The sequence below is a fragment of the Natronocalculus amylovorans genome, from assembly GCF_023638035.1.
In the GTDB taxonomy this organism is placed as follows: Archaea; Halobacteriota; Halobacteria; order Halobacteriales; family Haloferacaceae; genus Natronocalculus; species Natronocalculus amylovorans.
Genome location: NZ_JAKRVX010000004.1, coordinates 171459 through 198360, shown reverse-complemented (window position 1 = coordinate 198360; position 26902 = coordinate 171459). Strand labels below are relative to the sequence as shown.

The window sequence follows — 26902 nt, the reverse complement described above, 5'->3', positions numbered from 1 at the left end:
CAGAGATGACAGCGTCGCTGATAAACTGTCCACTGAGGATTAAATTTATAATTATTTTACATAATATACAAACGGTGCTAACATAACTTATGGTAGATGCAACTGTTCACGTACTCGATCGCGGATCGCTCGAATGTGACCTCAGCTATATGATGGAGGGTCATGTGCTTGGAACAAAGGATGAACCAAACCCGGATACAGACTATAGTGAGATTCCAGTGTGGAGTCTTGTAATCGAACATCCGGAAGGAACCATCTTGTGGGACACCGGCTCTCATCATGACGCGCTTAATGGCCATTGGCCGGATGCGCTCTCGCAGGCGTTCTATCCGTATGACGCACACGAACATCGGTTAGATGACGATCTGGAAGCGGCTGGGTTTGGAATTGAGGATATTGACTACGTCTTTCAGACGCACTTACACCTGGATCATGCAGGTGGCTTGGAATTCTTCGATGGGACTGACGTGCCGATATTCGTGCATGAAAAGGAGTTTAAGTATGCCTACTACAGCGCAAAAACCACAGAAGGAAGCGGCGCATACATTCTCGATGACTTCGATCACGATCTAAATTGGGAAATACTGCATCGCGATCGTGAAACGCACTTCGAGGATATCGAGTTCATCAGACTTCCCGGACACACGCCCGGGCTAACAGGGACGATGATTCATCTAGATGACGATGGGACGGTGATTTTCACTGGCGATGAGTTGTACCAGAAAGAGAATTATGAAGATGAGATCGCACTTGGTGCACATCTATTGTGGGGCAAACAGTACTGGTTTGAGAGTCTACAACTGATCAAAAATCTCCAACGAAAACACGATGCAGAGGTTATCTATGGACACGACCCGGATCAGTTTGCAACAATTCAGGATGGGTGGGGACAGTGAGCTACGAACGATCGGTCTCTGCATCGCCACATGAGCTCTCCACAGAGTCCGTGTGGCATATCCAGATGCCACAGATACGGTTCGGAGCGGACGCAACGAATGAAGTTGGTTTTCAGCTCGCCGATCTCGGCGTGCCGACAGATAGTCGTGGGCTTATTGTCACAGATGACACGCTCGTCTCGCTCGGGCACGTCGATCGAGTATCCGACCAACTAGAAGCAGATGGGTACGAGGCTGATGTGTGGGACGAATCCGAGCGTGAGCCATCGATTTCGATCGTCGATGAGTGTGTCTCGTTCGTTCGCGAAGAGATGGGTGATGCGGGCTATGACTTCTACATCGGACTTGGTGGGGGGAGCTGTTTGGATATTGCAAAGGCGACGAGAACGATTATCGCAAACGGTGGCGAGGTAATCAACTACATTGCAGCACCGACCGGCGATGGAGAGCCGCTTACAGAATCCGGCCCGCCGCTTGTGCTCATGCCAACAACCGCTGGGACCGGATCTGAGATCTCACCGGTTGCGATCCTGTCGGTTCCTGAAAAAGAGATCAAAGAGGGGATTTCGAGCAATCATATCCGTGCGGATGCCGCAGTGCTTGATCCAACGCTGACGACAACGCTTGATCCGGAGATGTCTGCAAAGTCCGCAATGGATGCGCTTGGACATGCGATCGAAGGCTACACAACCCACCCATACGACACGCTCTTGCGTCCGTCCGATCCACGCGATCGACCAGTGTATGCTGGACGAACTGGCCTGACGGAGATGTTCAGCGAGAAAGCGATCGACCTCTTATCCAGCAACATCCGCCGCGTCGTCAACAACGGCGACGATTTGGAAGCACGGTCGGCAATGCTACGGGGAGCGCTATTCGGTGCCATTGCAGGGTTGACGGCGGGAGCAAGCGTCTGTCACGCGATGGCGTATCCAGTCGGGAATCGGTATCACACCTATCATGGCGAGACGATCGCTGCGTTGACACCCGCGACAACACTGGGATACAACGTTGCAAGCGATCCAGAACGGTTTGTGAGGGTTGCAGAGATGTTAGGTGCGGACACGAGCGGGATGAGCACCCGATCGGCCGCAGATGAGGCAAAAAAGGAGTATATTCGGCTCCAACGCGACCTATCAGTGATCCCAAGCGGCCTCACAGAACTTGCAGGAATTGAAGAAGATGATATCGACTGGCTTGCCGAACGAACAGTAGAGAGTCAACAGCGACTGCTCAGGTGTAATCCACGACCGGTTACAAAAGCTGACGTTCACGCGATATTCGAGGACGCGCTGCACAACTGGGAATAGCGCAGCGCTTACTGTTGATTTTTGAACCCGTCTCGGCCAAGGTCGTGGAGCTGTTTTGAGACCGTTCCAACACCGGCTTGTAAGTCAGTATGGTAGTCGTTGAGTCGATCGCGGAGCACCGTATGCTCCCGAGAGAGAATCTGGGCCGCAGAGAGACCTGCATTAAATGATTTCCCAGCGTCGACCGCGACGATCGGCGCACCTGTTGGCATCCCGATAACCGAACTAACCGACTTCTCCTGAACTGGAACACCAATCACCGGAATTGGGTAGGCGATCGATGCGGTCATATTCGGGAGGTCAGCGGACTTTCCGCCCGCACCTGCAATAATAACATCAAGTCCACGATCGGCTGCCGTTTCACAGTATGCATACATCAGCCCAGGCGTCCGGTGTGCGGAGATGACGTAGCTTTCGAACGTAAATCTGCTCTCCGGAGGATTCTCAAAGTCTGTTTGTTCCTCAAATCCCAACGCAAGGAGGGCATCATATGCACCCTCCATGGTTGGTAGGTCGGAGTCCGATCCCATGATGATTCCGACATCAGGTGTTGTCTCCGGGTCACGCTGTTGGTCGGCTTCCGTTTCTAACTGAGCAATAAGGTCGGTGATTTCTGCAGGCTGTGTCATTGTTCCTCTGTGGATTGTGTGAAGGTGAGTGTTGAAACCGTCTCTCGGGTGTGGTCAAGTAGATTGGATCTCGCAGCCAAGTTATCCGGATCTGCTGTCGGGTCAGTTACAGTCACATGCCCCATTTTTCGGAGCGGTCTAACGTTATGTTTGCCGTACCAGTGAAGTTGCGTATGTGGCGTTTTGAGTACCGACTCAACCCCAGAAAGCGTTGCTGGCTCAGGCTCTTCGACATCACCGAGGATATTTGAACTCACGGTTGGGGCACGAAGTTCGGTTGCGCCAAGCGGCCACCCAAGCACTGCGCGAAGGTGATTCTCAAACTGAGAGGTTTCTGCGCCTTCGATAGTCCAGTGGCCCGAGTTATGCGGACGAGGTGCGATTTCATTCACAAGAATCTCACCACCTTGTGTCTCAAACAGCTCAATACCGTAGACACCACGACCATCAAGCAGCTCAAGAACATCTTCAGCGACATCGATCGCTCGATCGAGTTGTGCCTGATCCGCGCGCGCAGGTACAACACTCTCTCTGAGTATCTCTTCTTCGTGAATCGTCTCCGTAACAGGATAGGTCGCAATTTCGTCTGCGCCTTTGACGCCGATCACGGAGAGTTCGCGCTCAAAGGGGACGAATGCCTCTGCCATGAGATCACCGCCAACGGATTCGATCGCATGTTCGGCGTGTTCCGGTTCGATCGCGGGCGCATTTCCACGTCCATCATAGCCACCCTGACGGGCTTTTACCATGACGCCATCGAGTTCTTCGATCGCCCGTGTAAGATCTTTTTTCCCTGCGACACCGACAAACTCCGGCACAGGAATTCCTTCGTGTGCAAGCGTCTCCTTCTGGATGAGTTTATCCTGTATCATCCGCAGCGTCTCGGGATCGGGATGAACTGGAACGTCGTATGTGTCGCTTACCCGTTCGAGAACATCCGGATCGGCCAGTTCAATCTCGAAGGTAAGGATGTCAACACGCTCTGCAAGCCGTTCGACGGCATCTGGATCATCGAATGAGCCAACAATCTGGTCACGAGCAACAAGCGATGCTGGACACTCCGGTGTTGGATCGAGCACGATCAGTTCGATACCAAGCGGCGAACCAGCCTCAGCCAGCATCCGACCGAGTTGGCCCCCGCCAATAACGCCAACAGTTGGTCCTGGGACAGTGAGGGTCACGGTCGATCGATTGTAGATGTTAGTGCATAAACGTTCCCACAAAGGTCGACCACATACACACGTTTATGCGTTATTCGCGCCGATCGGAGAGTCCATCTGCAGCACGGGCATCGGCAAGTGCCTCTTCATCAATATAGAACACAAGCTCGTAGGCCCACAGTCGGGCCTCGTGTTCGTATGCGACGTAGTCATCGCTGAATGCCGCATCAAGACAGCGATCGCCCTCATCGTCACACGATCGGTCCCAATCACGTGCGATTATGACTGGCGGTGCATCGTCAACAAATTCATCAGCAGTTGCCTCCGGTGGAACGCTCTCAGTGTGGCCACCTGCGCGCTCTATGTACCAAGGGAATGGGAGCCGACTGTGCCATGCCGGTCCACCTACTGGTTTTGTCTCCGCAGTGGACTCATTTTCGAGATACAGTGTCACATCGTCAGCATTGTTTGGATTGGCTGTTCCAACAAAGAGCACGTCAGCGCTGTCACCCGTGTCCGTATGGCGAATGACGCGATCGACATCTTCGAGCGTTGGTTTCACGTCGTTGTGCGGTTGTGCCCACTGGACCATCTCCGTATGGTCTGGATTCGTTGAGTTCCAGTAGGCTGCGTTTGGCGCAGCAAGCCCAACGACAGCCCCAAGCAGGAGTAGAGAGACCAACGTGAGTGTGAGTGCGTGTGATCGCTGCAATCCAAGAATGCGCCTTGCTTTGGGTGGGGTGGCGTTGTGTTCGGTCTCAGTTTCAGTTGTTTCCTCACCACTGACAGTCTCACTTGTGTCTGTCCCACCATCTGTCGCGTGTGGCTGTGCTGATGACGGTGCAGACGTAGCCGATTCAGTTCGTGTTTGCCATGTGTTTCTTACAACCCGATACGTGTAGGCGAGCCCAACAGCGGCTGGTATCGAAAGCGGGAGTACAACGTGTGTCGCTGTCCAGCCAGCGCGGATATCGGTTGCTGCCGGGTAGCCAATGACGCTTGCCACTGCCCAATAGAAGGTGAACGCAACAATCGCCCGTGAGCCAGTCTCCGTATCAAGATCGGCTCGCGCATATCCGTCTGCGATAAATCCAAGAACAGCAAACACGATCAAGATCCCAGCACCGTAGACGAGTGTCTCTGTCAGATCAAACAGGTATGGAAGATAGTCGTGCCCCTGTAGCCCACTGTCGAACCATAGATCGTAGAGTTTCTCCGCGGCACCGATCGTCGATACATGAAGCATCCAACCCCACTGTGATGGCTCTCGAAGGGCGGTGTGAAACTCCGGACGTGGAGTGTAGTAGAACACAATCACTGCAAGGAATGTTCCCGCAAGTCCTAGAGTGTGGAGTGGGATCCAGAGAGCAGTATGAATACGTCCTGAGCGTTTCGCAAGCTCCGATCGTGCTGCTGTAATCCAGTTTCGGAGCGTTGTTTTGAGCGAGCCGTTCTGTCGAGATTCTCGAACAAGTTTGTGATCAAGCGCCAGAAAGAGTGCACCACCGAAACATGCAACATACAGAATTGCGTTCCCTTTTGTGGTAAACGAAAGTGCAAGGAAGAATGCCGCAGGGTAGAGCTTTCGGATATCGTGCGTATCGATCGCCCGAACTGCAAACGCAAAGGCAAGAAATGCGAATCCACCCACGAGAATATCGTTCCGCATAAATCGACTGTAGTACAGCAAGATTGGCGTGGATGCGAGAAGTATAGAGAGCGCAATTACCTCTGTATCGCGGAGTCGCTCACGAAAGAGCCACGCTGAAAGCGGGAGGAGTCCACCAACGATCGCCACAATGAGCCGTGCATTCGCATCTGTGGCAGGGAGGATCGAGAGGATGTAGCCGTTTGTAATCGGGAGGAATGGGCCATGGATGATCGGGCTATACTCAAAAAACCCAGTCTCGATATACCGGAGTGTCCAGTAGCCAACGCGACCTTCATCCCAATGGAACACACGCCCACCAAGATCAAAGAGCCGAACAGCAAGCGAAAGGAGCGTAATACCGAGCACAACAAGGAGTGTTCGCTCGGATCGATCGGGGTCGGCAAGCCCACGCATATACGTTTTATGAACACTGCGGGAATACAACTCTTCTGTTCGCTGCTTGAATTAACCACTCTCAGATCGTAACGGTAGTTCTTTGCTGTAACCGCCGGATAGATTTGATATGGTTACACTTGGGCTTGTGGTGGCGCAATTCAATGCGTCAGTCACTGAAGAGATGCAGGTAGCAGCCGAACGCGCCGCCGCCGAGCGTAACGCAGAAATTGTTGAGACAATACCGATTCCAGGCGTGTATGATTCTCCGCTTGCGGCCGACCGTCTCGCACGTCGGAGCGACGTTGAAGCCGTTGCAGTGATTGGAGCGATCGTCGAAGGAGATACCGATCACGATCGCGTCATCGCTGATGCAACCGCACAAGCGTTGACCGAACTTAGTCTCGATCGAGACAAACCGGTCACCTTTGGCGTGAGTGGACCTGGAATGAGTGGGGCGGAGGCACGAGAACGAATCGAGAAAGGAGCGGAAGCGGTAAACGCAGCGATCGATATGGTTGAGGTACTAGCATGAACTTCGAGTTTGCAGACAGAATTGGACGGGTAGAGCCGAGCGCAACGCTTGCAATTAGTAACCTTGCAAGCGAGTTAGAGGCACAGGGCGAAGATGTTGTCAATCTCTCGGTTGGAGAGCCTGATTTCCCGACGCCGGAGAACATCATTGAGGCTGGAAAAGATGCGATGGATGCAGGGCACACAGGCTACACCACATCGAACGGAATTCCTGCGCTTCGTGAGGCGATCGCAACGAAACTCCGTGGAAACGGCATCGACGCAGACGCAGGTGAGATCATCGTTACTCCCGGTGGCAAACAATCGCTGTATGAGATGATCAACACGCTCATCGGCGATGGAGATGAGGTTGTCTTGCTCGATCCAGCATGGGTGTCGTATGAGGCAATGGTCAAACTCGCCGGCGGATCGTTGTCGCGGGTTGATCTCTCACCGTATGACTTCCAACTTGAGCCCGGACTTGATGACTTGGCAGAGACTGTTTCGGATGAGACCAAACTGCTCATCGTGAACTCACCATCAAACCCAACCGGTGCTGTGTTTTCTGATGCAGCGCTTGAGGGTGTCCGCGACCTTGCGGTTGAGCATGACTTCGCAGTGATTTCCGATGAGATCTACGAGCGAATTACCTACGGTGTCGAACAAACCTCGCTTGCATCGCTTGATGGGATGGGCGATCGGACACTGACAATCAACGGCTTCTCAAAAGCGTTCTCGATGACTGGCTGGCGGCTTGGCTATTTCCACGCGCCTGAAGAATTTATCGCAGAGGCCGGTAAACTGCATTCGCACTCGGTTTCCTGTGCAGTGAACTTCGTACAGCATGCTGGTATTGAGGCGCTTTCGGAGCGAACTGATGATGCCGTTGAAGAGATGCGGCAGGCATTTTCGGAGCGCCGAGATATGCTTGTTGAGCTCTTTGCAGAACACGATGTTGATGTCCCAGTGGGCGATGGTGCATTCTACATGATGCTTCCTGTTGCTGACGACGACCAGGCATGGTGTGAGGGTGCAATTCAGGACGCACACGTTGCAACCGTTCCTGGAAGTGCGTTCAACGCACCAGGGTATGCTCGAATCTCGTATGCGGCAAGCGAAGAGCGACTCCGTGAGGCGGTCGATCGACTCGCCGCACACGATTATATTTAAACGGTATACACAGCTGTTTCGAGGTTATTCAGATTCGATAGTGATCTTGTCAAAATCAATCCGGCGCGAGCCTTCTGTTACCCCTCCATCTACTCGTGCTGCCACTGTCATACGGTATATTCCGACTGACAAGTATGCAGAATCGAGGTAGAGTCGATAGTTTTCCGTGACCGATTCTCCACCTGATAGTTCCTCATGAACGTGCCTATCGCTAGCACTCCGAACCTCACGATGTCGTGTTGTCGTGACCTCATCGGTTTCTTCGTAGGTATCAGTCCACATCGTAACCGGCTCCAGACCATCATCATTATCGTGACCATCCTCTGGAAGCAACATGCGGACACCGAACGGCCAGGGAGGGCCATTAGCACGTAACATTAGTGTTTGATCACTGGTGTTTTTCAGACTGATCGAGAGACGCGCAGGGTCGTCTTCGGCAATCCGTCTATCATCAACCTCGTACGAAAGTTCGACTGGGAGCTCGTCGGAGTCTGATTCTTCCGTCACCTCTTCGATGGTAAGTAGATGGGGCCCCTCAAGCGGTTCTGGAATGTTCTCGAGTCGGCGCAGTGTCCTATCAATACAGCCAGTGAGCGAGGCGACCCCCAGACAGCCACCAACCTGGAGGAACACCCTCCTTCGACTGCAATTGTGTGGCATGATAGTGAATAACGTAGCCTTGATAAAAAATTTGGCAGGCACTGCCTAGAGATGAGAGACGGTGGTTAGCTAATCTGAGCTATCAGCATCTTTCGGCTGTTTGACAAGGAATACGGGTATCTGTGTCTGTTGAATAACCGTCTCAGCAACGCTGCCAAGCAGAAGCCGATCGAGTCCCGATCGTCCAGTCGTTCCCATGACGATGACGTCAATACCCTCATTCTCTGCGTATTCGACGATCGTATCGGCAGGAATCCCATCTCTGACGATCGTTTTGGTATCGATACCTGCTCTGTCGGCTTTATCAGCCACGAGCGCTGTTGATCGTTCACCCTCTGCGGTGAGTGCGTCGCGGATTTGATCGGCTCCGAGCTGTGGTGCCATCCGCCCGAGACGCTCGTGATCGACAATATTGAGAATATCGAGCGACGCATCATGCCGTTTCGCAAGGTCGAGCGCGTGTGCGGTCGCTTCGACTGCAGCTTCACTTCCGTCCGTTGGAATCAGGATTCGATCGTACACAGTAGTTGATTTGTTGGTGTGGGTGTTGAAATTGGTTGTTGATTCCTACCGATCGAGAATACAAGACTACCTGACTCAAGGAGAGAGTCCCGCCGTTTACGGCGAGGAGGATGTCATCGCCTGATGACTGCGTATTGATCGTCCGAATCAACCGCTGTTGCATCCAAATGATCCGCGAGCGATGCAACGAACTCTGCTTCATCAAGATAGCCTGTGTCAACGCCAAGACGGATACGGAATGTATCAACCTGCTCTATCACATCGTGGCCATCAACCATCAACGAGAACAGTGCAGGTGGTGAGACCGGTTCGCCTGTTTTGAGCCGATCGGCCACATCGTCAGTAGATTGCCGGTGATCGACGTCAACCACAAACGTGAGGTCAACGGTTGCAGTTTTGCCGAGCCGGTTGACTGCATAGATTTCTTCGGCTTTTCTGATCGCTGGCGATAAGACATGCTCAAATTCGAGCCCGGCCTCTTTGCAGCCGAGATAATAAAATGAGAGTGCTGCTCGAACCCCATTGTGAAACGCAGGGTCGTCTAGGTGTTTTTGAAAGATCTGCTCGCGATCCTTCTGTTTGAGAAATCGAGCCAGTAGCATGAAGTCGATAGTCGCCTCCCGGACTCGGTTTCTGATTCGTGCTTCTGCATTTCGTTTTGACTGCTCGTGGGTGAACGTTTTTTCACCCCTGAGATAGGCACGATCAGCCGCCGAAAGAATTCCACGATCCCGTTCCTCGCCATTCATAATCTATTATGGATTATACGACATCCGTATTTATCCTAACGCATTAGGGAGAGAACATGTATCAGACAGTATGAGCTTTGGGCAACTAGTAATTGAAGCGCTCCACGTGGTCGCTGTGGTTGTGTTGTTAGGTGCAACGGTTGCAATGGCTGCGATCGTTGTTCCAACGATACGCAAGGACGGGCTTTCCGCACATGCCGTTCGAGCAATTGGTCGGCGGTTCGCGGCTGTTGTTGCAGTCTCTGGAACAACTGTACTGTTGACCGAGGTGTATCTCACGTCGACACAGCATACCATTGCTTCACTGGTGGGGACCGTATCAGGGTGGATGGTGCTGGCGTCTATCGGACTGTGGATGCTTCTCGTTGGACTGTTGGGTGTTGGGACCGGAAAACTTGCACAGGCAGTGTCGGTTGGGGAGACAAAAGCAGCAGCAGACCGAAGCAGGCGATGGTATGAGAGTGCTGCAGTTGTTGGATTGGTTGCCGTTGCGATGACCGGAGTGTTGTAATGGACCTCGTCGATCGATACGTCCAATTCATTCAACAGCACAGCAAAGCTACCGTTCTCATTGTCTTACTCTTGATCGGTGTGGTCGGCTATGGCGTCACCATGACCGATGGTGGGTTCGTCATTGCTGGATTTGATTCCGACTCACCGGAGGCAGATGCGGCGGCGTATATTGATGACAACTTTGACACTGGCGATGAAACGGTAACAACGCTTGTTGTCATTCGCGACCAGAGCGGCTCCGATCGGGCAGTGACAAAAGACGCGTTGCTTGAGTCGTTGGAACTGCAACAAGCAATTCGTGAAAACGAGACGATCGCCCCGACGCTTTCGGAGGGCTCTCCGAGTTTTGGGCTTGCGAATATTGTTGGCTTTGTTTCGTTAGCAGATGCAGACGGACCGCCTCCGTCCGACCCAACGCTTGAGGATCAGATACAAGCGATCGAGAATCAGTCGGAATCGCGTATTGCGGAGATTGTGAGCGATCTAACTGAGGATGGCGATCAAGATATTCTTGGATTCTTCCCATCGACGTTCGATCCTGACACAGGGGCGGCCGAGGCGCAGCTACTCATTGTAACCCACGATCGAGGCGAGCCCAGCGCAGACGAGCTTCCATCGGAGCTTGTTGCCGCACAAGTTGCGATTAATGAGCTTGCCTCCAGTGGTGACAGTGAGTTCGATCGGTTCGCATTTGGCCCCGGAATTGTCGACGAGCTGGCTGGACAGGCAACCGGCGAAAGCTTTGCACTGATTGGGCCGATTGCGCTCGTACTTGTCTTAGTGCTGTTGACGATCGCCTACCGTGACATCATTGATATTACGCTTGGATTGGGTGGAATTGTTCTCGTACTGGCATGGATGGGCGGATTTGTTGGCTGGTTAAACATCGAGTTTACGCAAATTCTGATTGCCGTTCCATTCCTCCTCATCGGGCTTTCCATTGATTATGCGTTACACGTGGTGATGCGATACAGAGAAGAGCGCGAAAAGCCCGGTGCGGATGTAACACGCGCGACCGTACTAGGTCTGACTGGCGTTGTGGTTGCGATCGGTGCTACAACAATTACAACCACAATCGGATTCTTTTCGAATCTGACGAGTGACGTAGGGTCAATCAGTGATTTTGGTCTACTGAGTGGCTTGGGGATCATTGCCGCATTCGTCATTTTTGGTGCGTTACTCCCAGCAGTAAAGTATGAGATTGAGCTGTTCTTGGAGGCCCGAGGTATCGACCGACAAAAGTCCGCATTCGGTACCGGGGGACTCGCAGCGAAGCTCTTGGGCGTTGGTGCTGTAGGTGCCAAACGCGCACCAGTGGTAATCGTCGCAATCGTCTTGTTGGTGAGTCTCGCCGGAGTGTACGGTGCGGTAAATGTCGAGACGAGTATTGATCAGAACGACTTCATCCCGGAGGATCGCCCGGCCTGGATGGACAGTGTTCCAGAGCCGTTCCGCCCCGGAGAGTACAAAATCAAAGAGCATGCAATCTACCTTGATACCGTGTTTGGCGGGGCTAATGAAGAATCCGCAATCGATATTCTGATACGCGGTGATGTCACCGACGAAGCGACCATATCTGGCGTAGCTGCGGCTACAGAGACGGCTAGCGAACAAGATGTGACGTTCATTTTTGCAAACGGTAATGCTGCTGTTGAGACACCAATCGACGTGATTGCGTCGATCGCAGAAGAAAACGAAACCGTCGAAACGCAGTTCGAAGCGTCTGACACGACAGATGACGGCGTTCCAGATACGGATATTGGGCAACTGTTTGATACTGCCTTTGCTGCGGATGAAGAGGCGATGGCCGCAGTCGTTGCCCGTGATGGTGCTGGCGGATATGAGGCACTTCGTCTCGATATCACTGTCCGTGGGGATGCAAGCGGTGCGGCGGTGTTGACACAGATGCGATCGGTTGCAGCGGTTGCAGATGAACCATCACAGGTCGCTGCGATCGCAACAGGACCGCTTATCATCGTCGAGTTGGTTCAAGAATCAGTGTTAGAGACGTTAGTGACGACGTTCGCACTGACGCTTGTGCTTGTTGGCGTCTTTTTGTCATTGCTGTTTGGACGTCGACACGGCTCCTACTCACTGGGTGCGGTGACAATGCTACCAGTGCTGTTCGCACTCAGTTGGATTCTCGGCACAATGTATCTCATCGGGATTCCGTACAACAGTGAAACCGCGATTATCACTGGCATTGCGATCGGCATTGGGGTCGACTTTGCGATTCATATCACGGAGCGGTTCGTCCAAGAGCGGCCAACCGCAGTGGATGCGATTGGCGCACTTGATGCAACAGTGAAAGGAACCGGCGGGGCGCTCCTCGCAAGTGCGGTGACAACGGTTGCAGGTTTTGGGATCTTAGCGCTCACGTTGGTTCCGTCGCTGCAGCGGTTTGGAATTGTTACCGGATTGACGATCGCGTTTGCATGGGTTGCGAGCGTGTTGGTGTTGCCAAGTCTGTTGCTGCTGTGGGACAGATATCTCGCAGATCAAGCGATCGCTCACTGAGTGTAACGCAGCAGTGTTCAGTCGCTATAGGGTCTTTCGATGGCTGTGTCTACAGTGATGAACGCACTCATGCGGCGCGTGATTCCATCAAAGATCGAAATAAGTGGAGAAAGCGCCCACGCAACAAACCGAACTGGGTTGGCGATCGTTAGCGACCATGTTTGCGCATTTGCAAGCCCATATGCTTTCGGAACAATCTCACCAAATAACAAGATGATAACACTTGTGAGGATTGTTGCGACAACGACAGAGACGCTAGCCGGTAGGTAGCCGATGACGAGCATCGTAATGATGCTTGAGATTGCGATATTGACAATATTATTGCCCACAAGAAGCGTCACCAGCAATCGATGGGGGTCACCATGCAGTTTTTTGAGCGCCTTCGCACGCGGATCATCTGTTGTTGCTTGTTGTGCGACCCAGTCTGACGGGAGCGCAAACACTGCCGTCTCGGAGCTTGAAAAGAATGCACTACAGAGGAGGAGCAGACATGTTATAATGGTGCCACTGATAAGTAGAATGATCGTATCCATACCTGCTATTCAGACAGGCCGTTGATAACACTGGTGTACTAGTCGGCTTCTCAGACTATGCGTGTCTGGCAATCAGCTGTTCAAACTGCGCTTTTGGTTGGACACCTACAACGCGCTCAGCTGGTGATCCATCGACGAAGAGAATCAGATTCGGTACCCCCTGAACGCCGTACTGTGTGGCGAGTTGTTGGTGTTGGTCTATGTCAACTTTGGCGATCGCGGCTTCGGATTCGGCTGCAAGCTCATCCAGCGTCGGCTCAAGCATCTTGCATGGACCACACCACTCTGCAAAGAAGTCAACGAGCACAATACGGTTGGTATTCGTGATATCCGAGAGACGGGTTGCGCTTGTAATGTGTACCGGATCGGTTGGTGTGGTACTTCCGGTGGCGTTTGAATCGGATTGATCCAGTCTTGATTCAAGAGCTTTCCGTTTCTGTTCACGAATGGCATCAATTTCGTCTTGGCTGGTCACGCCTCAAATTGGGCCTCTGAGAGAATAAGTATTGTGTTGATTGTACACAACCAAATACAGCGTTATTGGATCCTGTAAAATACTGTTTGAATGACAACACATATATTGGTTGTTTGATTGATATTAATTGCCGAATGTTTCAGCTTTCGCCATTAGTAGCACCGTTGATACTGGTTGGATGTGCAACAATGGCTCTCACTGTATATGGAATCTACTATCACCAGAAAGGATACAGACAGCAGTATCTACGTGCATTTATTTGCTATGTTGGGGTCCTTTCGATACTACTGGTGCTTACTGTTGCCGCAGAAATAACGACACCGCTCGAGTGGCGGCTTACGATACTAAATCTTGGTAATGCAGTTGTTATTCCACTTTTGTTGTACACATTTTTGTGGTTTACACTTAGTTATACTAACCGGCGTGTTCTGTTTACCCGCTTGCTTGGGTTCGGTGCGCTCATGCACGTCCTCATTATTGGGTCGGTCGTATGGGCGAATCCAACATGGATGTATACTGGGTACATGACTACGGTAGAACCAACTAGCGTGTTTGGGGTGACGGTCGGTTCGTATGTAACGATTGAACGGACGCTCAAAACGCCGTTTTACGCGTGGCAACTATATTCGTACGCGCTCTATTCGGTTGGCTGTGTCGTCTTGCTTCAGTTTTTGTACGTCCAGCGTGATTCGCTGGTCGTCAGTCAGATACTCATGATTGGCTTCGCGTTCACACTTCCGGTCATTGTGAATGTTCTCGTCTTTTTACATATTGTGAGTCCGCAATCAAACCCAATGCAGTTTGCATTTGGAGGGTCTGCCATACTGTTTGGTATCTCGATTATCAGGTATCGGCTCTTTGAGGTCGCCCCAATCGGGCGGAAAATCGCAGTCGAGCAGATGAATACGGCCGTGGTAGTGACGACGATTACGGGACGTGTGATTGATCATAACGTTGCGTTTTCGTCGCGAATCGAGGCTGAAAATGATACGTTTGTCGGCTCACAGCTATCGGCAGCCCTGCCTGAAGCGGCGACACTGTTAGACACTACCGGAGCGATGAAAGTCGAACAAACAATCGAATCAACGGCACAACCGTGGCACGCGATCGTGACAAAATCTCCGATCAAGTTACAGGCTACACAGCCAGCTGGGTTTGTCATCACGATCGAAGAGATAACTGCACAAAAAGAAAAAGAGCAGACGCTTGAGCAACAAAACGAGCAGCTCGATCGGTTTGCATCCGTTGTGTCACACGATCTTCGCGGGCCACTACAAACTGCCAAAGGGTATCTGTCGCTTGCACAGGACGAACATCGTTCCGAAGAGCTCGAAGAGGTACGCAAAGCCCACGACCGAATGGAGACGATGATCGAGGAATTCCTTGCGTTGTCACGTGCAAAAACGGCAGTTGTTGACCCGGATCCGATCGAGCTTGAACCATTCATCACTCGTGTGTGGGGAGAACGTAATCCGACAGATGCGACGCTAACGGTGGAACTCCCTCCAGGATATGAAATTTCTGGTGATGCAGTGTTGCTGGCGCGCCTGTTTGAAAATCTCTTTCAGAATGCGGTTGAGCACAACGAGGGCCATGTGACGGTTACTGTTGGCGTACCGGAATTCGGGGATGGAACCCAGGGTGGCTTTTATGTGGCTGATAATGGCACTGGAATACCACCGAAAGAACACGACGACATCTTCGAATACGGATATTCCGATCGTGACGGTGGCACCGGTCTCGGATTAGCAATCGTTGAATCGCTCGTACATGCCCATGAATGGGATATTTCAGTGCGAAATAGATCGGATGACGGAGCGATATTCGAAGTTGCTACTCACACTGCAGAAGAGAGGCAAAGATAGCACGCTGATTTGTATAATAATCGGTTTGCCGCTTACAACCCACCAGCACCGGAGGCAGTTTCAGGGAGTGCAGCCTCCTCAACAGGAAGTCCGAGCTCTTCAAGCGCTGCTTTGAGGTGCTCGCCTTTGGCGTATTCGGAGCCGTCTTCAACGCGCTTTTTGTGCGCAAGGGCAAGCACTTCCCCGCGTCGATCGTCCGGGATCTCATACTTGTCCGTCGAGAGTTCGATCACGAACCCGTTGTGGTCAGTGGTGTACAGCGAGTAGAAGATTCCACGGTTAAATTCGTTGAATCGGTGTCCGTTGTCCAACAATCCCTGTTTAACTTCTTCGAGCCGATCGGGCTCAAAACTGAAGGAGATGTGGTGGACGCCACCGAGCGGCGTCCGTTGTGGGCCACGATTGGATTGGCGATCGTCCTCAACAAAGAACGTAATAATCCGACCATCTCCAGCATCAAAGAAGAGATGTGTTACGTGGGGTGCATCAAGATTTGGTTGTTTGAGGACGAGCGAGAGGCCCAGAATATCGCGGTAGAAGTTGATGGTATCTTCAGCATTGCTCCCGACGAGCGTAATGTGGTCGACGCCAGTGACGCCAACAGCGCTGTCTGGCGTCTCCGCAGTAATTGGTTCATCAAGCTGATCTGCAGGTGTATTGCTCATACAGTACCTACTCGCTCTGTACGCATATACTCCGTAGCAACAACGGTGTCTCCACGTGACATCGATGTCCGTTGAACTGTGTCGACATGTCTCACTCGTGGTCTTGGGTGTGTTCGTACTCATACGCACCAGCCTTTCGAAGTTCACCAGCGCGTTTGAGTACCGCTGGCGTACGGCAGACACCTGGTTCGCCGGCTGCTTGCGGGACCGTGCAGTTGTTACAGTTTTCACACACAACGGCAGTGTCTGCGGTTGCCCGATCGGAGAGCAGTCGGGCAGGGAGTTCAGGCTCGGCGTAGAATGGACGTCCAAGTCCGACCAGATCACACTCAGTACCAAGGAGTCGATCGATCTCTCCTCGTGTTCGAATCCCACCCTCCGCAAGCACTGGGATGTCAACCGTCCGTCTAACGGCCGCACAGAGTCCCGCATTCCACGCTGGCGTGAAATCGTACAGTAGTGATTCAACCCAGTTGCCGAATGCAACGAGTTTCGATCGCGACCGGCCACCGAACGCGTCCGCATAGCCGGAGTTGAACCGGTCATCATTCCACGCACGGGCGGGGTACTCGCCTTTGATGATACTCATATCCCAAAACACAGAGCCGGAGACTGGGACAACAGCATCAAATCCAATTTGTTCGAGGCGACAACAGATGTCAATTGCATCGGCTGTTGTGAGCCGGCGTCGAATGACTCGCGGAGCAGCCGATTCAGCGGGAACTTTTGTCATAATTGGGATCGAGCCAGCCTGCGATCGAATCTCATCATACACGACCTCAAGGAATCGAACGCCATCCGAAAATTCGTCTGTCCGTCGATTGTAGAATGGGGAGAGAAACTGATGGATAATTCCCATATTTGCGCCAGCAAGATGGATGATGTCGTAGCCAGCATCGGCTGCGTAGCCTGCCGATCGGCCAAACGCTGCGGCAAGTTCATACACGTCATCCGTCGAGAGGACCTGTGAGTTATAATTGAGAAACCCACACCGATCGAGCAGCCGAAGCAGTGGTGGTGGCCGAGAGACTGCCAGTTGGGTGAGCGTTGGATGCGTCGATCGGTATCCAGCATGCCACGTCTCCATGCTCCGAAGGCCGCCGTGTTCGAGTTGGATGGCGATCGAACTGCCGTGATCGTGTATGCGATCGGTGAGCTGCTGCAGATCAGCAACAAACTTCGGGTCATCGACATACGTCATCTCGGGCGCAGCACAGCCACCGGGTGACCGGACTATCGTTGCCCCTTGACAGATCAATCCAGCACCCGATCGGGCAGCAGGGACGAGATCGCTAATGAGTGTCTCAATCGCATCCGGCCCGTTTCCAGCACACTCCAACAACGGTGCTCGATAGAGCCGGTTGCGGAGGGTGTGCGTCCCGATATCGATCGGCTGGTGAAGCAGTGAGGACACAATGAGTATATGAACCGGGAACTATTCGTTCTTTGCCTGTAAGTACCAGTCATGGCAAAGCAACCGCCATTCAGATATGATGCAGAGGTTGATCCGGGTGATGTGCGACATATTCGATATGAGATTAGCGAAACGTATCTTGGGGATCCAGTCGAGGTTCCCGTCACAATCATCAATGGCGAGCATGACGGACCCGTTGTCTATATTACAGCCGCACTCCACGGTGACGAACTTAACGGGGTGAAAGTTGTTCAAGAGGTTGCCGATCGCTACACGCCATCGGAGATTCATGGGACGCTTGTGTGTATCCATGTCTGTAATGTTCCGGGGTACCTTGCTCAACAGCGATATATTCCGATCTATGACCTTGATCTGAATCGATCGTTTCCCGGGAAAGCACAGTCAAACACGGCAGAGCGGATGGCAAATGCAATCTACTCGACGTTCATCAAACAGTGTGATCTCGGAATCGATCTGCACACATCAACACGGAATCGGACGACGATGTATCACGTTCGAGCAGATATGGCAAATCCGGCTGTCAAGCGGCTCGCCCGATCGTTTGGATCGAATCTTATTCTCTCCGGAGATGCAGATGGGAGCAGTTTGCGATCCGTCGCAACAACGGATGGAATTCCCACAATTACTGTCGAGATGGGGAAAGCCCACAGCTTCCAGCCGGCGCTTATCGATCGGGCACTCCACGGTATTGAAAGCGTGTTAGCGGAGTATGAACTCCTGCCAGGAGAGCCAGTAACATGGCCTGGTTGGACGAAAGTTATTGACTCAGCAAAGGATAAGACCTGGCTCCGTGCAGACACGGGTGGACTCGTCGACATGCAGTATGAGCATCCGCTTGTATATGAAGGAGACACCATCTGTACGATCACAAACCACTTCAAAACGAGAGAGAAGATTGTTACAGCACCATTTACGGGTCTTCTTGTGGGTGTGTTGCAGAACCCAGTTGCCGCACCGGGACATCCGCTCTGTCATCTTGTTAGCGTTGATGAGGCGACCGTTCGTGAGATTGAACGGGAGATCGAGTCTGGAGAATTCACAGAGCAGGCGTGGGTCTGACGTATCTTTTAGTTCTAATGTGACGGGGGAGAGTTGGGTTTATCGATAGCCGTCTCTCCGAGCGTTGGCCGCTCGCTCCCTTGTGATGTATTAAGCTGTTCATGATTATGATGAAAGAACAGCAGTTGGGGAACATCATCGATCGTCTCGGGCTCGAAGCAGACGCGCTGGTAACGGGGGTTATCGAGGAGATTGACCATCACACCACGATCGTGCTGTGAAACTGATTCATACGGACAATCACAGACAGGACACCGTGAGGGTTGCGCTGTTGGAACCTCCATGGTAACGCTACGTGATCAATCTAAAAAAGCGAATTGGGCAGTAGTCTCTGTATCAGACTGCTGCTTGTTCAGTTGTGGTTTGCCCGTTTTTTTCTGCGAGTTGCGGTCGTACATCCTCCCACGTCTGGCCAATGATGTAGTACGCAGAAACGAGTGCGTAGAAGCTCACCACTGCGCCAACGATGAAGCCGGCAACAGGGATCGAGCCGGCTAATCCAGCGGCCAACGAGCCAACGAGGATCACAACAGCAGCGGTTAACCAACCAACAAGATACTCACGCGAGGTGAGCACTGGCCAGAGCGTTCGGAGTGCAAACCCGGCGCGGATACTGTTTGTGTCGGCGTAGTTCGCAACGGCAGCGGGTGTGATGTATAATCCGGCGAGTGCAGCGATCGTTCCAAGGAGGAACAAAAGTGCGACAGTACCGAATCCAAGGATGCCAGCGAATGCCTGTAGTTCAGCAGGGAGTGCTGAAACCGAAAGGATTGAAACCACAGCAAGAGCACCCGCGGTTGTCAGGATGATTCCGGGGAGAACGACGTAAACGAACATAACAAGCCATGCTTTTGCACCATCGATCGTTGTGTCAACCCACTCAGCGAACACTGGCGGTGTGTCATCACCGTTCGATGTGCGTCGAAGTACTGACAGAATGTAACCGGTCAATGTGAACAACGGGATGAGCAAGGGCGAGAGAATAACAAGAAGCCCACCGATAAGAACTGTCTTGAGCGGATCATCACCGTTTCGTAGGTATTGTAGTGACTCTTGAATCATTGTAGATCACAGAAAGGATAGCGCTGTGAGGTCATAAAGTAGTAGTGTGAGATGATACTTGTGAACATAATTGAGAGACGATCGACCAATACACAGCAAATATAATACAACAAAGAAAAGTCGTTTACTAACTATATGATAGTTTGTTAGAACCCACCTTCGAGTTCAAACATCTGTTTTGACATCGGCGCGGGGTCACCCGCGGTCACATTATATTCCGAAAAATCGGTTACACCGGCGTCTCGGAGTATGTCTTCGACATACAGTGCATTTCCAGTGTACTCCGCTGGATCATTTGTAAGGATCGAGAGCACCGCATCCGAAACGATTTCCGGTGTTCGCCAGTCGTCTTCGGTTCCCAATCCGAAGTATCGTGTTGCACGGGTGTCGATCGCAGTTTCGGGCCAAAACGTGTTACAACCAATACCATCGCTTTTCAGTTCGTGCGCAAGTGAGAGCGTCAAGAACGACATCCCTAATTTTGACCACGCATATGGGGCAAGCCCTGGAGCGCGATCGACCGTAATTGGCGGGGCGTTCGTAAGAATCCAGCCACCGTCTTCGTTGGCTTGCAGGTGTGGAATACACGCGCGTGAGACGAGGAACGTCCCGCGAATGTTCACGTCAGTGAGGAGATCAAATCGTTTCGGTGGGAGATCCGCAATGTTCGCGAGTTGGATCGCACTTGCGTTGTTAATAACAATATCAATGCCACCAAATGTATCAACAGTATGCTCAACTGCAGCTTCAACAGCAGCAGGATCTCGAACATCCAATTGAATAGCAAGCGTTTCAACACCATGTTCAGCACATGCTGCTGCGGTTTTGTGGATCGTCCCTTCGAGGTCACTCTCACTGTCATCGACTGTTTTTCCTGTTGAGACAATGTTGCACCCGGCTTCGGCAAGCGCAAGTGCAATCGATTTTCCAATACCACGCGTTGTGCCAGTGATGAATGCTGTTTTGTCGGTGAGATCTGGTATATCCATACTACTGTCCACTCGAAGGAACGTAAAAACTGTACGGGTGTGTACTGTTTACTGGCAATCGGGGGGATTCATACGATGTGTACACCTATTCAGAGTGAGATACTATCACACGATTCTGAAATATATTTAATTTGTTAGTACTTAATTTAAATTTAATTTATAGAATACTGAATTTTAATACAGGTGGACGGCACTGGACAGTTGAAATGTCTATAGAAACCCACCGTGCGGGAGAGCAAAAGCTCGTCAAAAATATGCAGTCAGTGTCGGTTCCGACCGAATTTGATCAACTGTTGTCGAGATATGCAGAGATCACCGACGATCGAGATGAGTTGCTCTGGAAATGGCTCTACTACGTGTTCCCAAAATTTGAGTTGTCAACTGTCCCACCGAAATATAGAAACACGGCTCGAAAAGCAAAATTCGGGTTCTCGGTTTTTATGACGATCCTCGATGATATCTCAGAGCGCCATCGTGACCATGGAACATTCGAGCAAGGCCGGAAAATTCCATTTTCAAACGTTGATCCGGTGTACGATAGCGATTTAGTTGATTGCACACAGCTTGCATTGCTTGAAGATACATGGGCACAAACGATCGAATTCTTAGACAAAGCACCACGCCGTGAGGAATTCCGGCAACTTCTCGAGTTTGATATCCGTCAGTCGTTGAACACGATGGATTATAATCGCCTTGTCAACGATGGCCCTGAGATTACAAGCCCAACCGCGATCGAGCAGTATGATACATACAACATGCTGCTATTCTGTTATGTTGGGATTGATATTGCGTTCTCGCCGTCATTTTCGGTCAATGATCTATCCAAATTTAGAGATATTACATGGGAGGCACAGAAACTTGCCAGAATTGGTAATTGGGTAACGACATGGGAGCGGGAACTTGCCGAAGATGACTACACGTCAAACGTTGTTGTGACCGCGATTGATCGCGGAGTAGTAACAATTGAGGAACTTCAATCATCAGCGGTGTCGACAGCGACAATTATCGATCGGATTCGAGATACGTCAATCGAGCAAGAACTGCTCATGCAGTGGAACCGAACCTATCGAGATCTGTTACAGACCAATCACGGATTAGAAAGCGTTGATGCATATGATTTTATCGACGGAATGAGAGAGTTGCTTGAAATTGATGTCAAGGCGTACGGATTAAAATGATATTTGAAATACACATACTAGTATCTTAATTGATATTTTGAACAAAATTATTATACGATCGCATCGTTTGTTTATCAGTTGAATGGCCGACTATTCCTCCAAGGTTTATGAAGATGTGTTTCGGTCAATCCAGAACCCCGCGTTAATCATCGGCTGCAATTTCGTCATAGAAGATGCAAACGAGGCTGCAGTGAAATTCCTTCGATATGACGATCTATCAACGCTGTTAGGGACACCAGTTACGGACATTCTTTTTGATGAGGAAGTTCTCGAAGAAGTGGCTTCAGCAACGCTTAACAACGAAACATGGCACGGCGAAACTGAACTCCTGGCGCAAGATGGAACCGTCATATACGGTGTTGGATCTGCAGTTCCAATTACTGAAGATAACGAGGTTATTTGTTTGGCAGGAGTATTTACGGACCTCACAAAACAACGGCAGTACACGAGATCGCTCAACCTATTAAGCCGTGTGCTGCGGCACAATATTCGAAATGATATTAACGTGGTTCAAGGATATGTGCAGCTGCTCTCCGATCGTGTAACAACAGAAGAAGAGAAAGCACAGTTTGAGATGGTACAAGGTCGGCTTGACAAGATTGTCGATCGTGCACATACGGCCAGAAAACTCGAGTATCTGCTCACGCGAGATGATGAGGTCACGTCGGCAGTCCGTATTGACTCATTTCTCCACGATGCAGTCACTGCAATACAACAACAGTATCCAGAGGCAACAGTGGTTGGCCCCACAACTGAGGCCCCATATCGGGCAACTGCAAATCATGCAGTCGGAGATGCGTTTGAGAAAATCATTGAAAATGGGATTGTCCATAACACGTCGAAAACACCGGTTGTTGAGGTAACAATCGAGGAGACACCGGCTGCTGTCGTGGTGTATATATCCGATAACGGGCCCGGAATTTCGGTGACCGATCCAGACGAGCTATTCGGACGCTGTGAAACAAGTCCGCTAAATCACGGTGACGGAATGAGTCTCTTCTTTGTGGATGCGTTGCTCAAAACCTACGGTGGGCAGGTGTGGGTCGAAGGTGATAGTGATTCTGGAACAACATTTGGACTGTCATTTCCAAAACCAGCGTAGTTAGCTTACGAATCCGGTTGTTCGGAATCAAGTCGGTTATTCCAGAGTTTGAGCCACGCTGCAAGCGGTGCTCGGTTGCCATCAATCGTTACCCGAACCGTCCCGTTGAATCGCCAGTTCGCGCGCGCTGCATCAGTTCCAAACCGTGTCGGAATATCAACATCAAGTTCTTCAGCCGTTAATTCGATCGCTTCTGCCCTATCAACACCCTCATCAAGGAGCCGATCGACCATTGCAAGCCATGAATCCGCTGATACATCATCCGAAACGGCGTGCTCAGTAGAGCCGTCCATACTCATACATCTACTCGGTGTTCCAGCATAGTTATTCCACCGGCGATTTTCAGTTGGTGCAGCGCCACCTTGGGTTAGGGTAGCCACCTGATTGCGGCTGATAAAAGCCCGCGCGGAAGAACCAGAATCGAGTGGTCTGCATATGTCGTGTGGATTTCACCACGTGATGATGTCTCTTTAGGGTCACAACTTCGAGCGATCGGCACACGCCGAACCTGCAATTCTAGTGGTGGGCCAGCAGTGACTAGTTCGCTTCGGAGCGTTGTGAGTTGCTCTGGGAGCGCTTCTGTCGTCAGTAGTTGATCCAATAGTCTGAGCGATCGGATTGATGGTGCATTGAGTACCAACCGGCCTCCTTCGGACCAAATCGAAAACGTTGTATCTCCGTGAGAGAGCGTAAGCTCTGCGTCCAGGACGAACGTCTCGGTAAACGGTGGCTCACGGCTCACAGTTGTCACTTCAGGTCAGTCCAGCTCACTTCACTTCAGTTTATTCTCAGACTTTGCTCGGGTGCTCACTTTGAGCGTCCCGTCAAGTCTCCACCGGGCATGGTCTGCATCATCACCGATTTTGTTTGGGACGTCAACCTCCATATCCTCAAACTCGTACGTGATTTCTGCACCACGGCCTGTGAGCCGGTCATAGACTGCGATCGCTAGCTCAGGCCACGTCTGGGTCTCATTCATTTCACCATACTCGTCGGTTGGGCCTGTAGAAGCCATTACATCACTATTTGTTTTGTGGCGTCTTAATCGTACGGTCACTGATGGATTCGCCTACACTAGAAGCGGTGAGGCTCTCTCCGTGAGGTGGATTGGTGTCAAAGCACCAAAGACTAAGGAACCACGCGATGGAGCGTATATATGACAGATATTCACCCGCACCAACGGGTTGCTGTGATTGCGGATTCACAGAACCTCTATCATACGGCGCAAAGTCTCTACTCACGGAATATTGACTACTCCTCACTGCTTGAAAAAGCAGTCGCGGACCGATCGCTCGTCCGAGCGATTGCGTATGTCATCCGGGCAGATTCACCAGAGGAAGAGACGTTTTTTGATGCACTGACTGATATCGGGTTTGAGACTAAAATCAAGGATATCAAAACATTCGGAGATGGCTCAAAAAAAGCGGATTGGGATGTTGGAATGAGCCTCGATGCAGTAACGCTTGCCTCCCATGTTGATGCGATTGTCCTCTGTACTGGTGATGGCGATTTTTCGCGGCTTTGCTCACACCTTCGACATGAGGGCGTTAAAGTTGAGGTCATGGGATTCGGCTCCTCAACAGCAGATGAACTGGTAGCTGCGTCCGATACCTTCATTAATTTAGCTGAGCGGGAAGAGACATTCTTACTGTAGTATGTCAGAAGAGTCTTCAGAACCGTTTCCTGTTGAGTTGCTTGCAGTTCCGTTTATTGTCGGGATGGCGATCGGGCTTGCATTCGGGCGTGTGGCGTTTCAAAGCACTGCGATCGGCGTGACGTTTGGGGTGCTCTTTTTTGTCATGTTAGCGGTGGTTCGGATTCGGCTGTTGCCGACCAAACCAACGAGGCGCCGATGAGCGGTGGTAAGGACGCAACCGCTTTCTACCGGCGTCAGAAACGAGCATATATATGAGTACACAGCTGTCGGACGCCGATCGAGCGTCGCTTCGATCGCTCCGAACGATTGCGGATTACCAGTTCGGTGCTGGTGCTGGAAACGCACTGTTTCCCACTGATGAGCCGATCGATATTCGACGAACAAGCAGCGGACGCCCGCGACAAATCATCGTCTCCGGAACGCGTGTGGTCACCTACGCGACGGATGGACGATTCACGCTTGGCTACGCTGGTGGGGAACGGCTCGCGGACGCACTCGAATCACCGGCATATCGGGTTATTGTTGGTGACGACTCTGCACCATTTGTCCGAGATGGAAAAAACGTCTTTGCGAAGTTCGTCCAGGATGTTGACCCAGTGATTCGACCGGGTGATGAGATACTCGTTGAACACTACGATGGGGAGCTACTGGGTGTGGGCCGAGCGGAGTTGTCTGCGGATGGGATGATGGACTTTGCAAGCGGGATGGCAGTCAAAGTTCGAGATGGCAAGCACTAAGATCCTCTCGATCGAGCGGACATCGTCCTATCTCAAGCCGTTGGAGAGCGCGTTTTGAGTGCCTCGACAAACAAACCAGAAAGGAGTGTGATGGCAAGCACACTCGCAGCGACAAGCACGAACAGCGGGCCGAAATTAACACCACCGCTACTACTGAAGAGTACTGTGGCGATCGTCCATCCCACAAGTACAAGCGTCCCGATCGAAAGGAGCTGTTCAACAAACGTGTGGATACAAAATCCATCACCAACGGCTGCAAGCAGTGCGACGATCGCAAGCAGTGTTGGAACACCAAGCGTCAATATAAGCCACAAAGCGGTGGGAATCTGCACTGGGAGCTGTGGAAAAAAGACTGTCCCTGCGCTCGCGAGAACAACGACGGACAGGAATACTGTAAGTGGTGTAAAGTTCGTCGAATCGATCGAGCGGAGGATGTCCATGTGTGGAGACCTCCTCAACGAAGGGAATTAATTGTTTCTCAGAGGAAGCCTGCGAGCCCGACCGCCTCAAGCAGTGGCACGCCTGCGATGAGGGATCCAAGGAGGTAGCCACCGATGACACCGCCATTGAGGAGCGGTAAGCCGGCATGTGCACGTCCCTTCATTACCATCCACATCAGAATGAGGAGACCAATGTTCATGCCGATCGCTGCAAGCAACGCGGGTGTGTTGAGGACAACGATCGAAAGGTCGTAGGTAGGGGCTGGCGAAAAGAACGCCGCACTCGCGATAAGCACCGCAGGGATGACAGCATCGCCAAGCCCGATGAAGAATGCATCCCGGCTTCGATCGTCCTGCTCACCCGCAGTATCAGAATTCGTATCTGTATCGCTATCCGAATCTGTATCCGTATCCGAATCACCATCTGAGAGGATCGAATACGAGAGTGTAAGCGGGATAATCAACAAGACTGGGATTTTGAGATCCATCACCCCGTCTGCAAGATCAAGCATATGTTCGGTCCCGTAGACGCTAATCACATCGTAAACGGCGAGCACAATCAATAGAATAAGTGCTGGAAGAATCCCGAACGTAATGCCAAAGATGCCTGCTGCACCCGCACCCATAAGCACACCAGCGGTGTCGATCACATACCATTCGGGGTAGACATAAAGCGCGATAATGATGCCGCCGCCAAGTGCGAGACTCACAACCGGCGGAAGGAGCGCCGCAAACACGAAGTACGCAAGCATCCCGCTGGTAAAGATAATAAGCAGCCGAATAACCCAATCAAGATTATATTTGAACGCTGCAAGCATCAGTCCGGTGGCAACAAAAATCGCACCGATGTAGATGATACTGTTTGTTGGGTCATCCGGGTTCTCAACAGCTTGGTAACCCTGCTCAAAAAATGTCTGTACGAGAGCTAAGGCCCCGACTTGTACGATAACAAAAAGAAAGAGCGCAAAGGCGACACCACGATACTCGCGAGGGAACATGGAGATTGTTTCGAGAGCGATCGG

At 51.6% G+C, this 26902-nt stretch carries 31 protein-coding genes; 13 read left to right on the top strand and 18 right to left on the bottom strand.

The features are described 5' to 3' along the window. The first annotated feature begins 89 nt into the window (after positions 1 to 89). Positions 90 to 896: an N-acyl homoserine lactonase family protein gene (locus AArcSt2_RS11555; protein ID WP_174653352.1), complete on the top strand. Its 807-nt coding sequence runs from the start codon at positions 90 to 92 to the stop codon at positions 894 to 896. Continuing rightward, a complete protein-coding gene (locus AArcSt2_RS11550) occupies positions 893 to 2206 on the top strand; it encodes a hydroxyacid-oxoacid transhydrogenase (RefSeq protein WP_250584798.1) in 1314 nt (437 codons plus the stop codon). Before AArcSt2_RS11555 ends, AArcSt2_RS11550 begins: the two co-directional genes overlap by 4 nt. Positions 2207 to 2214: 8 nt before the next feature. Here AArcSt2_RS11550 and purE read toward each other — a convergent pair whose 3' ends face one another. From purE to AArcSt2_RS11535, 3 genes are all read right to left on the bottom strand, one after another. Next, on the bottom strand, positions 2215 to 2835 hold the full coding sequence (gene purE / locus AArcSt2_RS11545; RefSeq protein ID WP_174653350.1) for a 5-(carboxyamino)imidazole ribonucleotide mutase: 621 nt from the start codon (positions 2833 to 2835) through the stop codon (positions 2215 to 2217). Then, a complete protein-coding gene (gene purK, locus AArcSt2_RS11540) occupies positions 2832 to 4016 on the bottom strand; it encodes a 5-(carboxyamino)imidazole ribonucleotide synthase (RefSeq protein ID WP_250584796.1) in 1185 nt (394 codons plus the stop codon). The genes purE and purK overlap by 4 nt, the downstream gene beginning before the upstream one ends. A gap of 70 nt (positions 4017 to 4086) precedes the next feature. Then, positions 4087 to 6060, bottom strand: coding sequence for a flippase activity-associated protein Agl23 (locus AArcSt2_RS11535; protein ID WP_250584794.1), 1974 nt, complete (start codon positions 6058 to 6060; stop codon positions 4087 to 4089). A gap of 109 nt (positions 6061 to 6169) precedes the next feature. On the opposite strand from AArcSt2_RS11535, the gene ribH reads away from it, so the two are divergent. After that, positions 6170 to 6574: a 6,7-dimethyl-8-ribityllumazine synthase gene (gene ribH / locus AArcSt2_RS11530; protein ID WP_174653347.1), complete on the top strand. Its 405-nt coding sequence runs from the start codon at positions 6170 to 6172 to the stop codon at positions 6572 to 6574. Next, entirely contained in the window at positions 6571 to 7722 is a 1152-nt protein-coding gene (locus AArcSt2_RS11525; RefSeq protein ID WP_250584792.1) for a pyridoxal phosphate-dependent aminotransferase, read from the top strand. The genes ribH and AArcSt2_RS11525 overlap by 4 nt, the downstream gene beginning before the upstream one ends. A 24-nt stretch (positions 7723 to 7746) precedes the next feature. Here AArcSt2_RS11525 and AArcSt2_RS11520 read toward each other — a convergent pair whose 3' ends face one another. The 3 genes from AArcSt2_RS11520 to AArcSt2_RS11510 all read right to left on the bottom strand — a co-directional run bounded on the left by AArcSt2_RS11520 (position 7747) and on the right by AArcSt2_RS11510 (position 9653). After that, positions 7747 to 8382, bottom strand: a complete 636-nt coding sequence (locus AArcSt2_RS11520) for a DUF8130 domain-containing protein (protein WP_250584790.1) — start codon at positions 8380 to 8382, stop codon at positions 7747 to 7749. A gap of 69 nt (positions 8383 to 8451) precedes the next feature. Continuing rightward, the gene (locus AArcSt2_RS11515; protein ID WP_250584788.1) at positions 8452 to 8904 is read right to left on the bottom strand and encodes a universal stress protein; all 453 of its coding nucleotides are present in this window, start codon (positions 8902 to 8904) and stop codon (positions 8452 to 8454) included. A 113-nt stretch (positions 8905 to 9017) separates the two neighbouring features. Next, positions 9018 to 9653 carry a DUF8102 family protein gene (locus AArcSt2_RS11510; RefSeq protein ID WP_174653343.1) on the bottom strand — a complete coding sequence of 212 codons (636 nt, stop codon included), beginning with the start codon at positions 9651 to 9653 and terminating at the stop codon, positions 9018 to 9020. A 70-nt stretch (positions 9654 to 9723) separates the two neighbouring features. Between AArcSt2_RS11510 and AArcSt2_RS11505 the strand changes: the two genes are divergently transcribed. Further along, positions 9724 to 10164, top strand: coding sequence for a hypothetical protein (locus AArcSt2_RS11505; protein ID WP_174653342.1), 441 nt, complete (start codon positions 9724 to 9726; stop codon positions 10162 to 10164). Continuing rightward, complete coding sequence (locus AArcSt2_RS11500) at positions 10164 to 12683, top strand: efflux RND transporter permease subunit (protein ID WP_250584786.1); 2520 nt, start codon at positions 10164 to 10166, stop codon at positions 12681 to 12683. Before AArcSt2_RS11505 ends, AArcSt2_RS11500 begins: the two co-directional genes overlap by 1 nt. A gap of 17 nt (positions 12684 to 12700) precedes the next feature. Here AArcSt2_RS11500 and AArcSt2_RS11495 read toward each other — a convergent pair whose 3' ends face one another. Then, the gene (locus tag AArcSt2_RS11495; RefSeq protein WP_250584784.1) at positions 12701 to 13216 is read right to left on the bottom strand and encodes a CNNM domain-containing protein; all 516 of its coding nucleotides are present in this window, start codon (positions 13214 to 13216) and stop codon (positions 12701 to 12703) included. Between the two features lie 55 nt (positions 13217 to 13271). Next, a complete protein-coding gene (gene trxA / locus AArcSt2_RS11490) occupies positions 13272 to 13691 on the bottom strand; it encodes a thioredoxin (RefSeq protein ID WP_250584782.1) in 420 nt (139 codons plus the stop codon). A gap of 134 nt (positions 13692 to 13825) precedes the next feature. Here trxA and AArcSt2_RS11485 point away from each other — a divergent pair, with 134 nt between their 5' ends. Beyond that, complete coding sequence (locus tag AArcSt2_RS11485; protein ID WP_302928932.1) at positions 13826 to 15556, top strand: sensor histidine kinase; 1731 nt, start codon at positions 13826 to 13828, stop codon at positions 15554 to 15556. A gap of 32 nt (positions 15557 to 15588) precedes the next feature. Here the strand turns inward: AArcSt2_RS11485 and AArcSt2_RS11480 are convergent, their stop codons facing one another. Together AArcSt2_RS11480 and AArcSt2_RS11475 are read right to left on the bottom strand one after the other, a co-directional pair. After that, positions 15589 to 16221: a VOC family protein gene (locus AArcSt2_RS11480; RefSeq protein ID WP_174653337.1), complete on the bottom strand. Its 633-nt coding sequence runs from the start codon at positions 16219 to 16221 to the stop codon at positions 15589 to 15591. Between the two features lie 91 nt (positions 16222 to 16312). Beyond that, entirely contained in the window at positions 16313 to 17638 is a 1326-nt protein-coding gene (locus AArcSt2_RS11475; protein WP_250584907.1) for an oxidoreductase, read from the bottom strand. A 48-nt stretch (positions 17639 to 17686) separates the two neighbouring features. Here AArcSt2_RS11475 and AArcSt2_RS11470 point away from each other — a divergent pair, with 48 nt between their 5' ends. Further along, on the top strand, positions 17687 to 18715 hold the full coding sequence (locus AArcSt2_RS11470; RefSeq protein ID WP_250584778.1) for a succinylglutamate desuccinylase/aspartoacylase family protein: 1029 nt from the start codon (positions 17687 to 17689) through the stop codon (positions 18713 to 18715). Between the two features lie 14 nt (positions 18716 to 18729). Here AArcSt2_RS11470 and AArcSt2_RS16910 read toward each other — a convergent pair whose 3' ends face one another. The 3 genes from AArcSt2_RS16910 to AArcSt2_RS11455 form a co-directional block, all read right to left on the bottom strand. Continuing rightward, positions 18730 to 18999: a DUF8145 family protein gene (locus tag AArcSt2_RS16910; RefSeq protein WP_250584776.1), complete on the bottom strand. Its 270-nt coding sequence runs from the start codon at positions 18997 to 18999 to the stop codon at positions 18730 to 18732. A gap of 52 nt (positions 19000 to 19051) precedes the next feature. Next, on the bottom strand, positions 19052 to 19777 hold the full coding sequence (locus tag AArcSt2_RS11460; protein WP_250584774.1) for a DUF4013 domain-containing protein: 726 nt from the start codon (positions 19775 to 19777) through the stop codon (positions 19052 to 19054). A 146-nt stretch (positions 19778 to 19923) separates the two neighbouring features. Further along, positions 19924 to 20766, bottom strand: coding sequence for an SDR family oxidoreductase (locus tag AArcSt2_RS11455; protein WP_174653334.1), 843 nt, complete (start codon positions 20764 to 20766; stop codon positions 19924 to 19926). 206 nt (positions 20767 to 20972) lie between these two features. Here AArcSt2_RS11455 and AArcSt2_RS11450 point away from each other — a divergent pair, with 206 nt between their 5' ends. Both AArcSt2_RS11450 and AArcSt2_RS11445 read left to right on the top strand, forming a co-directional pair. Further along, entirely contained in the window at positions 20973 to 21944 is a 972-nt protein-coding gene (locus tag AArcSt2_RS11450) for a hypothetical protein (protein WP_174653332.1), read from the top strand. An 82-nt stretch (positions 21945 to 22026) separates the two neighbouring features. Beyond that, positions 22027 to 23046: a sensor histidine kinase gene (locus AArcSt2_RS11445; RefSeq protein WP_250584771.1), complete on the top strand. Its 1020-nt coding sequence runs from the start codon at positions 22027 to 22029 to the stop codon at positions 23044 to 23046. 5 nt (positions 23047 to 23051) lie between these two features. Here AArcSt2_RS11445 and AArcSt2_RS11440 read toward each other — a convergent pair whose 3' ends face one another. From AArcSt2_RS11440 to AArcSt2_RS11430, 3 genes are all read right to left on the bottom strand, one after another. Further along, positions 23052 to 23345, bottom strand: coding sequence for a hypothetical protein (locus tag AArcSt2_RS11440; protein ID WP_250584770.1), 294 nt, complete (start codon positions 23343 to 23345; stop codon positions 23052 to 23054). Positions 23346 to 23413: 68 nt separating this feature from the next. Next, positions 23414 to 23788 (bottom strand): hypothetical protein, encoded by a 375-nt coding sequence (locus tag AArcSt2_RS11435; RefSeq protein ID WP_250584768.1) that lies wholly within the window; start codon positions 23786 to 23788, stop codon positions 23414 to 23416. A gap of 30 nt (positions 23789 to 23818) precedes the next feature. Then, positions 23819 to 24061: a hypothetical protein gene (locus AArcSt2_RS11430; RefSeq protein ID WP_174653329.1), complete on the bottom strand. Its 243-nt coding sequence runs from the start codon at positions 24059 to 24061 to the stop codon at positions 23819 to 23821. Positions 24062 to 24202: 141 nt separating this feature from the next. Between AArcSt2_RS11430 and AArcSt2_RS11425 the strand changes: the two genes are divergently transcribed. The 3 genes from AArcSt2_RS11425 to AArcSt2_RS11415 are packed head-to-tail and all read left to right on the top strand — an operon-like array spanning position 24203 to position 25440. Next, positions 24203 to 24700: a LabA-like NYN domain-containing protein gene (locus AArcSt2_RS11425; protein ID WP_174653328.1), complete on the top strand. Its 498-nt coding sequence runs from the start codon at positions 24203 to 24205 to the stop codon at positions 24698 to 24700. A 1-nt stretch (position 24701) separates the two neighbouring features. Beyond that, positions 24702 to 24902 carry a hypothetical protein gene (locus AArcSt2_RS11420; protein WP_250584766.1) on the top strand — a complete coding sequence of 67 codons (201 nt, stop codon included), beginning with the start codon at positions 24702 to 24704 and terminating at the stop codon, positions 24900 to 24902. Positions 24903 to 24954: 52 nt separating this feature from the next. Continuing rightward, positions 24955 to 25440, top strand: coding sequence for a PUA domain-containing protein (locus AArcSt2_RS11415; protein WP_250584764.1), 486 nt, complete (start codon positions 24955 to 24957; stop codon positions 25438 to 25440). A 32-nt stretch (positions 25441 to 25472) separates the two neighbouring features. Here the strand turns inward: AArcSt2_RS11415 and AArcSt2_RS11410 are convergent, their stop codons facing one another. Beyond that, positions 25473 to 25880: a hypothetical protein gene (locus AArcSt2_RS11410; RefSeq protein ID WP_250584762.1), complete on the bottom strand. Its 408-nt coding sequence runs from the start codon at positions 25878 to 25880 to the stop codon at positions 25473 to 25475. 38 nt (positions 25881 to 25918) lie between these two features. Continuing rightward, complete coding sequence (locus tag AArcSt2_RS11405; RefSeq protein WP_250584760.1) at positions 25919 to 26878, bottom strand: presenilin family intramembrane aspartyl protease PSH; 960 nt, start codon at positions 26876 to 26878, stop codon at positions 25919 to 25921. Positions 26879 to 26902: the final 24 nt, after the last annotated feature.

Bases quoted from the DNA above. Each gene is read 5' to 3' on its own strand.
- purE (WP_174653350.1), bottom strand. From the start codon at position 2,835: ATGACACAGCCTGCAGAAATCACCGACCTTATTGCTCAGTTAGAAACG.
- AArcSt2_RS11555 (WP_174653352.1), top strand. From the start codon at position 90: ATGGTAGATGCAACTGTTCACGTACTCGATCGCGGATCGCTCGAATGT.
- AArcSt2_RS11480 (WP_174653337.1), bottom strand. From the start codon at position 16,221: ATGAGCAATACACCTGCAGATCAGCTTGATGAACCAATTACTGCGGAG.
- AArcSt2_RS11425 (WP_174653328.1), top strand. From the start codon at position 24,203: ATGACAGATATTCACCCGCACCAACGGGTTGCTGTGATTGCGGATTCA.
- AArcSt2_RS11535 (WP_250584794.1), bottom strand. From the start codon at position 6,060: ATGCGTGGGCTTGCCGACCCCGATCGATCCGAGCGAACACTCCTTGTT.
- AArcSt2_RS11470 (WP_250584778.1), top strand. From the start codon at position 17,687: ATGGCAAAGCAACCGCCATTCAGATATGATGCAGAGGTTGATCCGGGT.
- AArcSt2_RS11455 (WP_174653334.1), bottom strand. From the start codon at position 20,766: ATGGATATACCAGATCTCACCGACAAAACAGCATTCATCACTGGCACA.
- AArcSt2_RS11460 (WP_250584774.1), bottom strand. From the start codon at position 19,777: ATGATTCAAGAGTCACTACAATACCTACGAAACGGTGATGATCCGCTC.
- AArcSt2_RS11405 (WP_250584760.1), bottom strand. From the start codon at position 26,878: ATGTTCCCTCGCGAGTATCGTGGTGTCGCCTTTGCGCTCTTTCTTTTT.
- AArcSt2_RS11510 (WP_174653343.1), bottom strand. From the start codon at position 9,653: ATGAATGGCGAGGAACGGGATCGTGGAATTCTTTCGGCGGCTGATCGT.
- AArcSt2_RS11410 (WP_250584762.1), bottom strand. From the start codon at position 25,880: ATGGACATCCTCCGCTCGATCGATTCGACGAACTTTACACCACTTACA.
- AArcSt2_RS11485 (WP_302928932.1), top strand. From the start codon at position 13,826: ATGTTTCAGCTTTCGCCATTAGTAGCACCGTTGATACTGGTTGGATGT.
- AArcSt2_RS11450 (WP_174653332.1), top strand. From the start codon at position 20,973: ATGTCTATAGAAACCCACCGTGCGGGAGAGCAAAAGCTCGTCAAAAAT.
- ribH (WP_174653347.1), top strand. From the start codon at position 6,170: ATGGTTACACTTGGGCTTGTGGTGGCGCAATTCAATGCGTCAGTCACT.
- AArcSt2_RS11440 (WP_250584770.1), bottom strand. From the start codon at position 23,345: ATGAGTATGGACGGCTCTACTGAGCACGCCGTTTCGGATGATGTATCA.
- AArcSt2_RS11430 (WP_174653329.1), bottom strand. From the start codon at position 24,061: ATGGCTTCTACAGGCCCAACCGACGAGTATGGTGAAATGAATGAGACC.
- AArcSt2_RS11420 (WP_250584766.1), top strand. From the start codon at position 24,702: ATGTCAGAAGAGTCTTCAGAACCGTTTCCTGTTGAGTTGCTTGCAGTT.
- AArcSt2_RS11525 (WP_250584792.1), top strand. From the start codon at position 6,571: ATGAACTTCGAGTTTGCAGACAGAATTGGACGGGTAGAGCCGAGCGCA.
- AArcSt2_RS11505 (WP_174653342.1), top strand. From the start codon at position 9,724: ATGAGCTTTGGGCAACTAGTAATTGAAGCGCTCCACGTGGTCGCTGTG.
- AArcSt2_RS11415 (WP_250584764.1), top strand. From the start codon at position 24,955: ATGAGTACACAGCTGTCGGACGCCGATCGAGCGTCGCTTCGATCGCTC.
- AArcSt2_RS11520 (WP_250584790.1), bottom strand. From the start codon at position 8,382: ATGCCACACAATTGCAGTCGAAGGAGGGTGTTCCTCCAGGTTGGTGGC.
- AArcSt2_RS11500 (WP_250584786.1), top strand. From the start codon at position 10,164: ATGGACCTCGTCGATCGATACGTCCAATTCATTCAACAGCACAGCAAA.
- AArcSt2_RS11495 (WP_250584784.1), bottom strand. From the start codon at position 13,216: ATGGATACGATCATTCTACTTATCAGTGGCACCATTATAACATGTCTG.
- AArcSt2_RS11445 (WP_250584771.1), top strand. From the start codon at position 22,027: ATGGCCGACTATTCCTCCAAGGTTTATGAAGATGTGTTTCGGTCAATC.
- AArcSt2_RS16910 (WP_250584776.1), bottom strand. From the start codon at position 18,999: ATGGAGGTTCCAACAGCGCAACCCTCACGGTGTCCTGTCTGTGATTGT.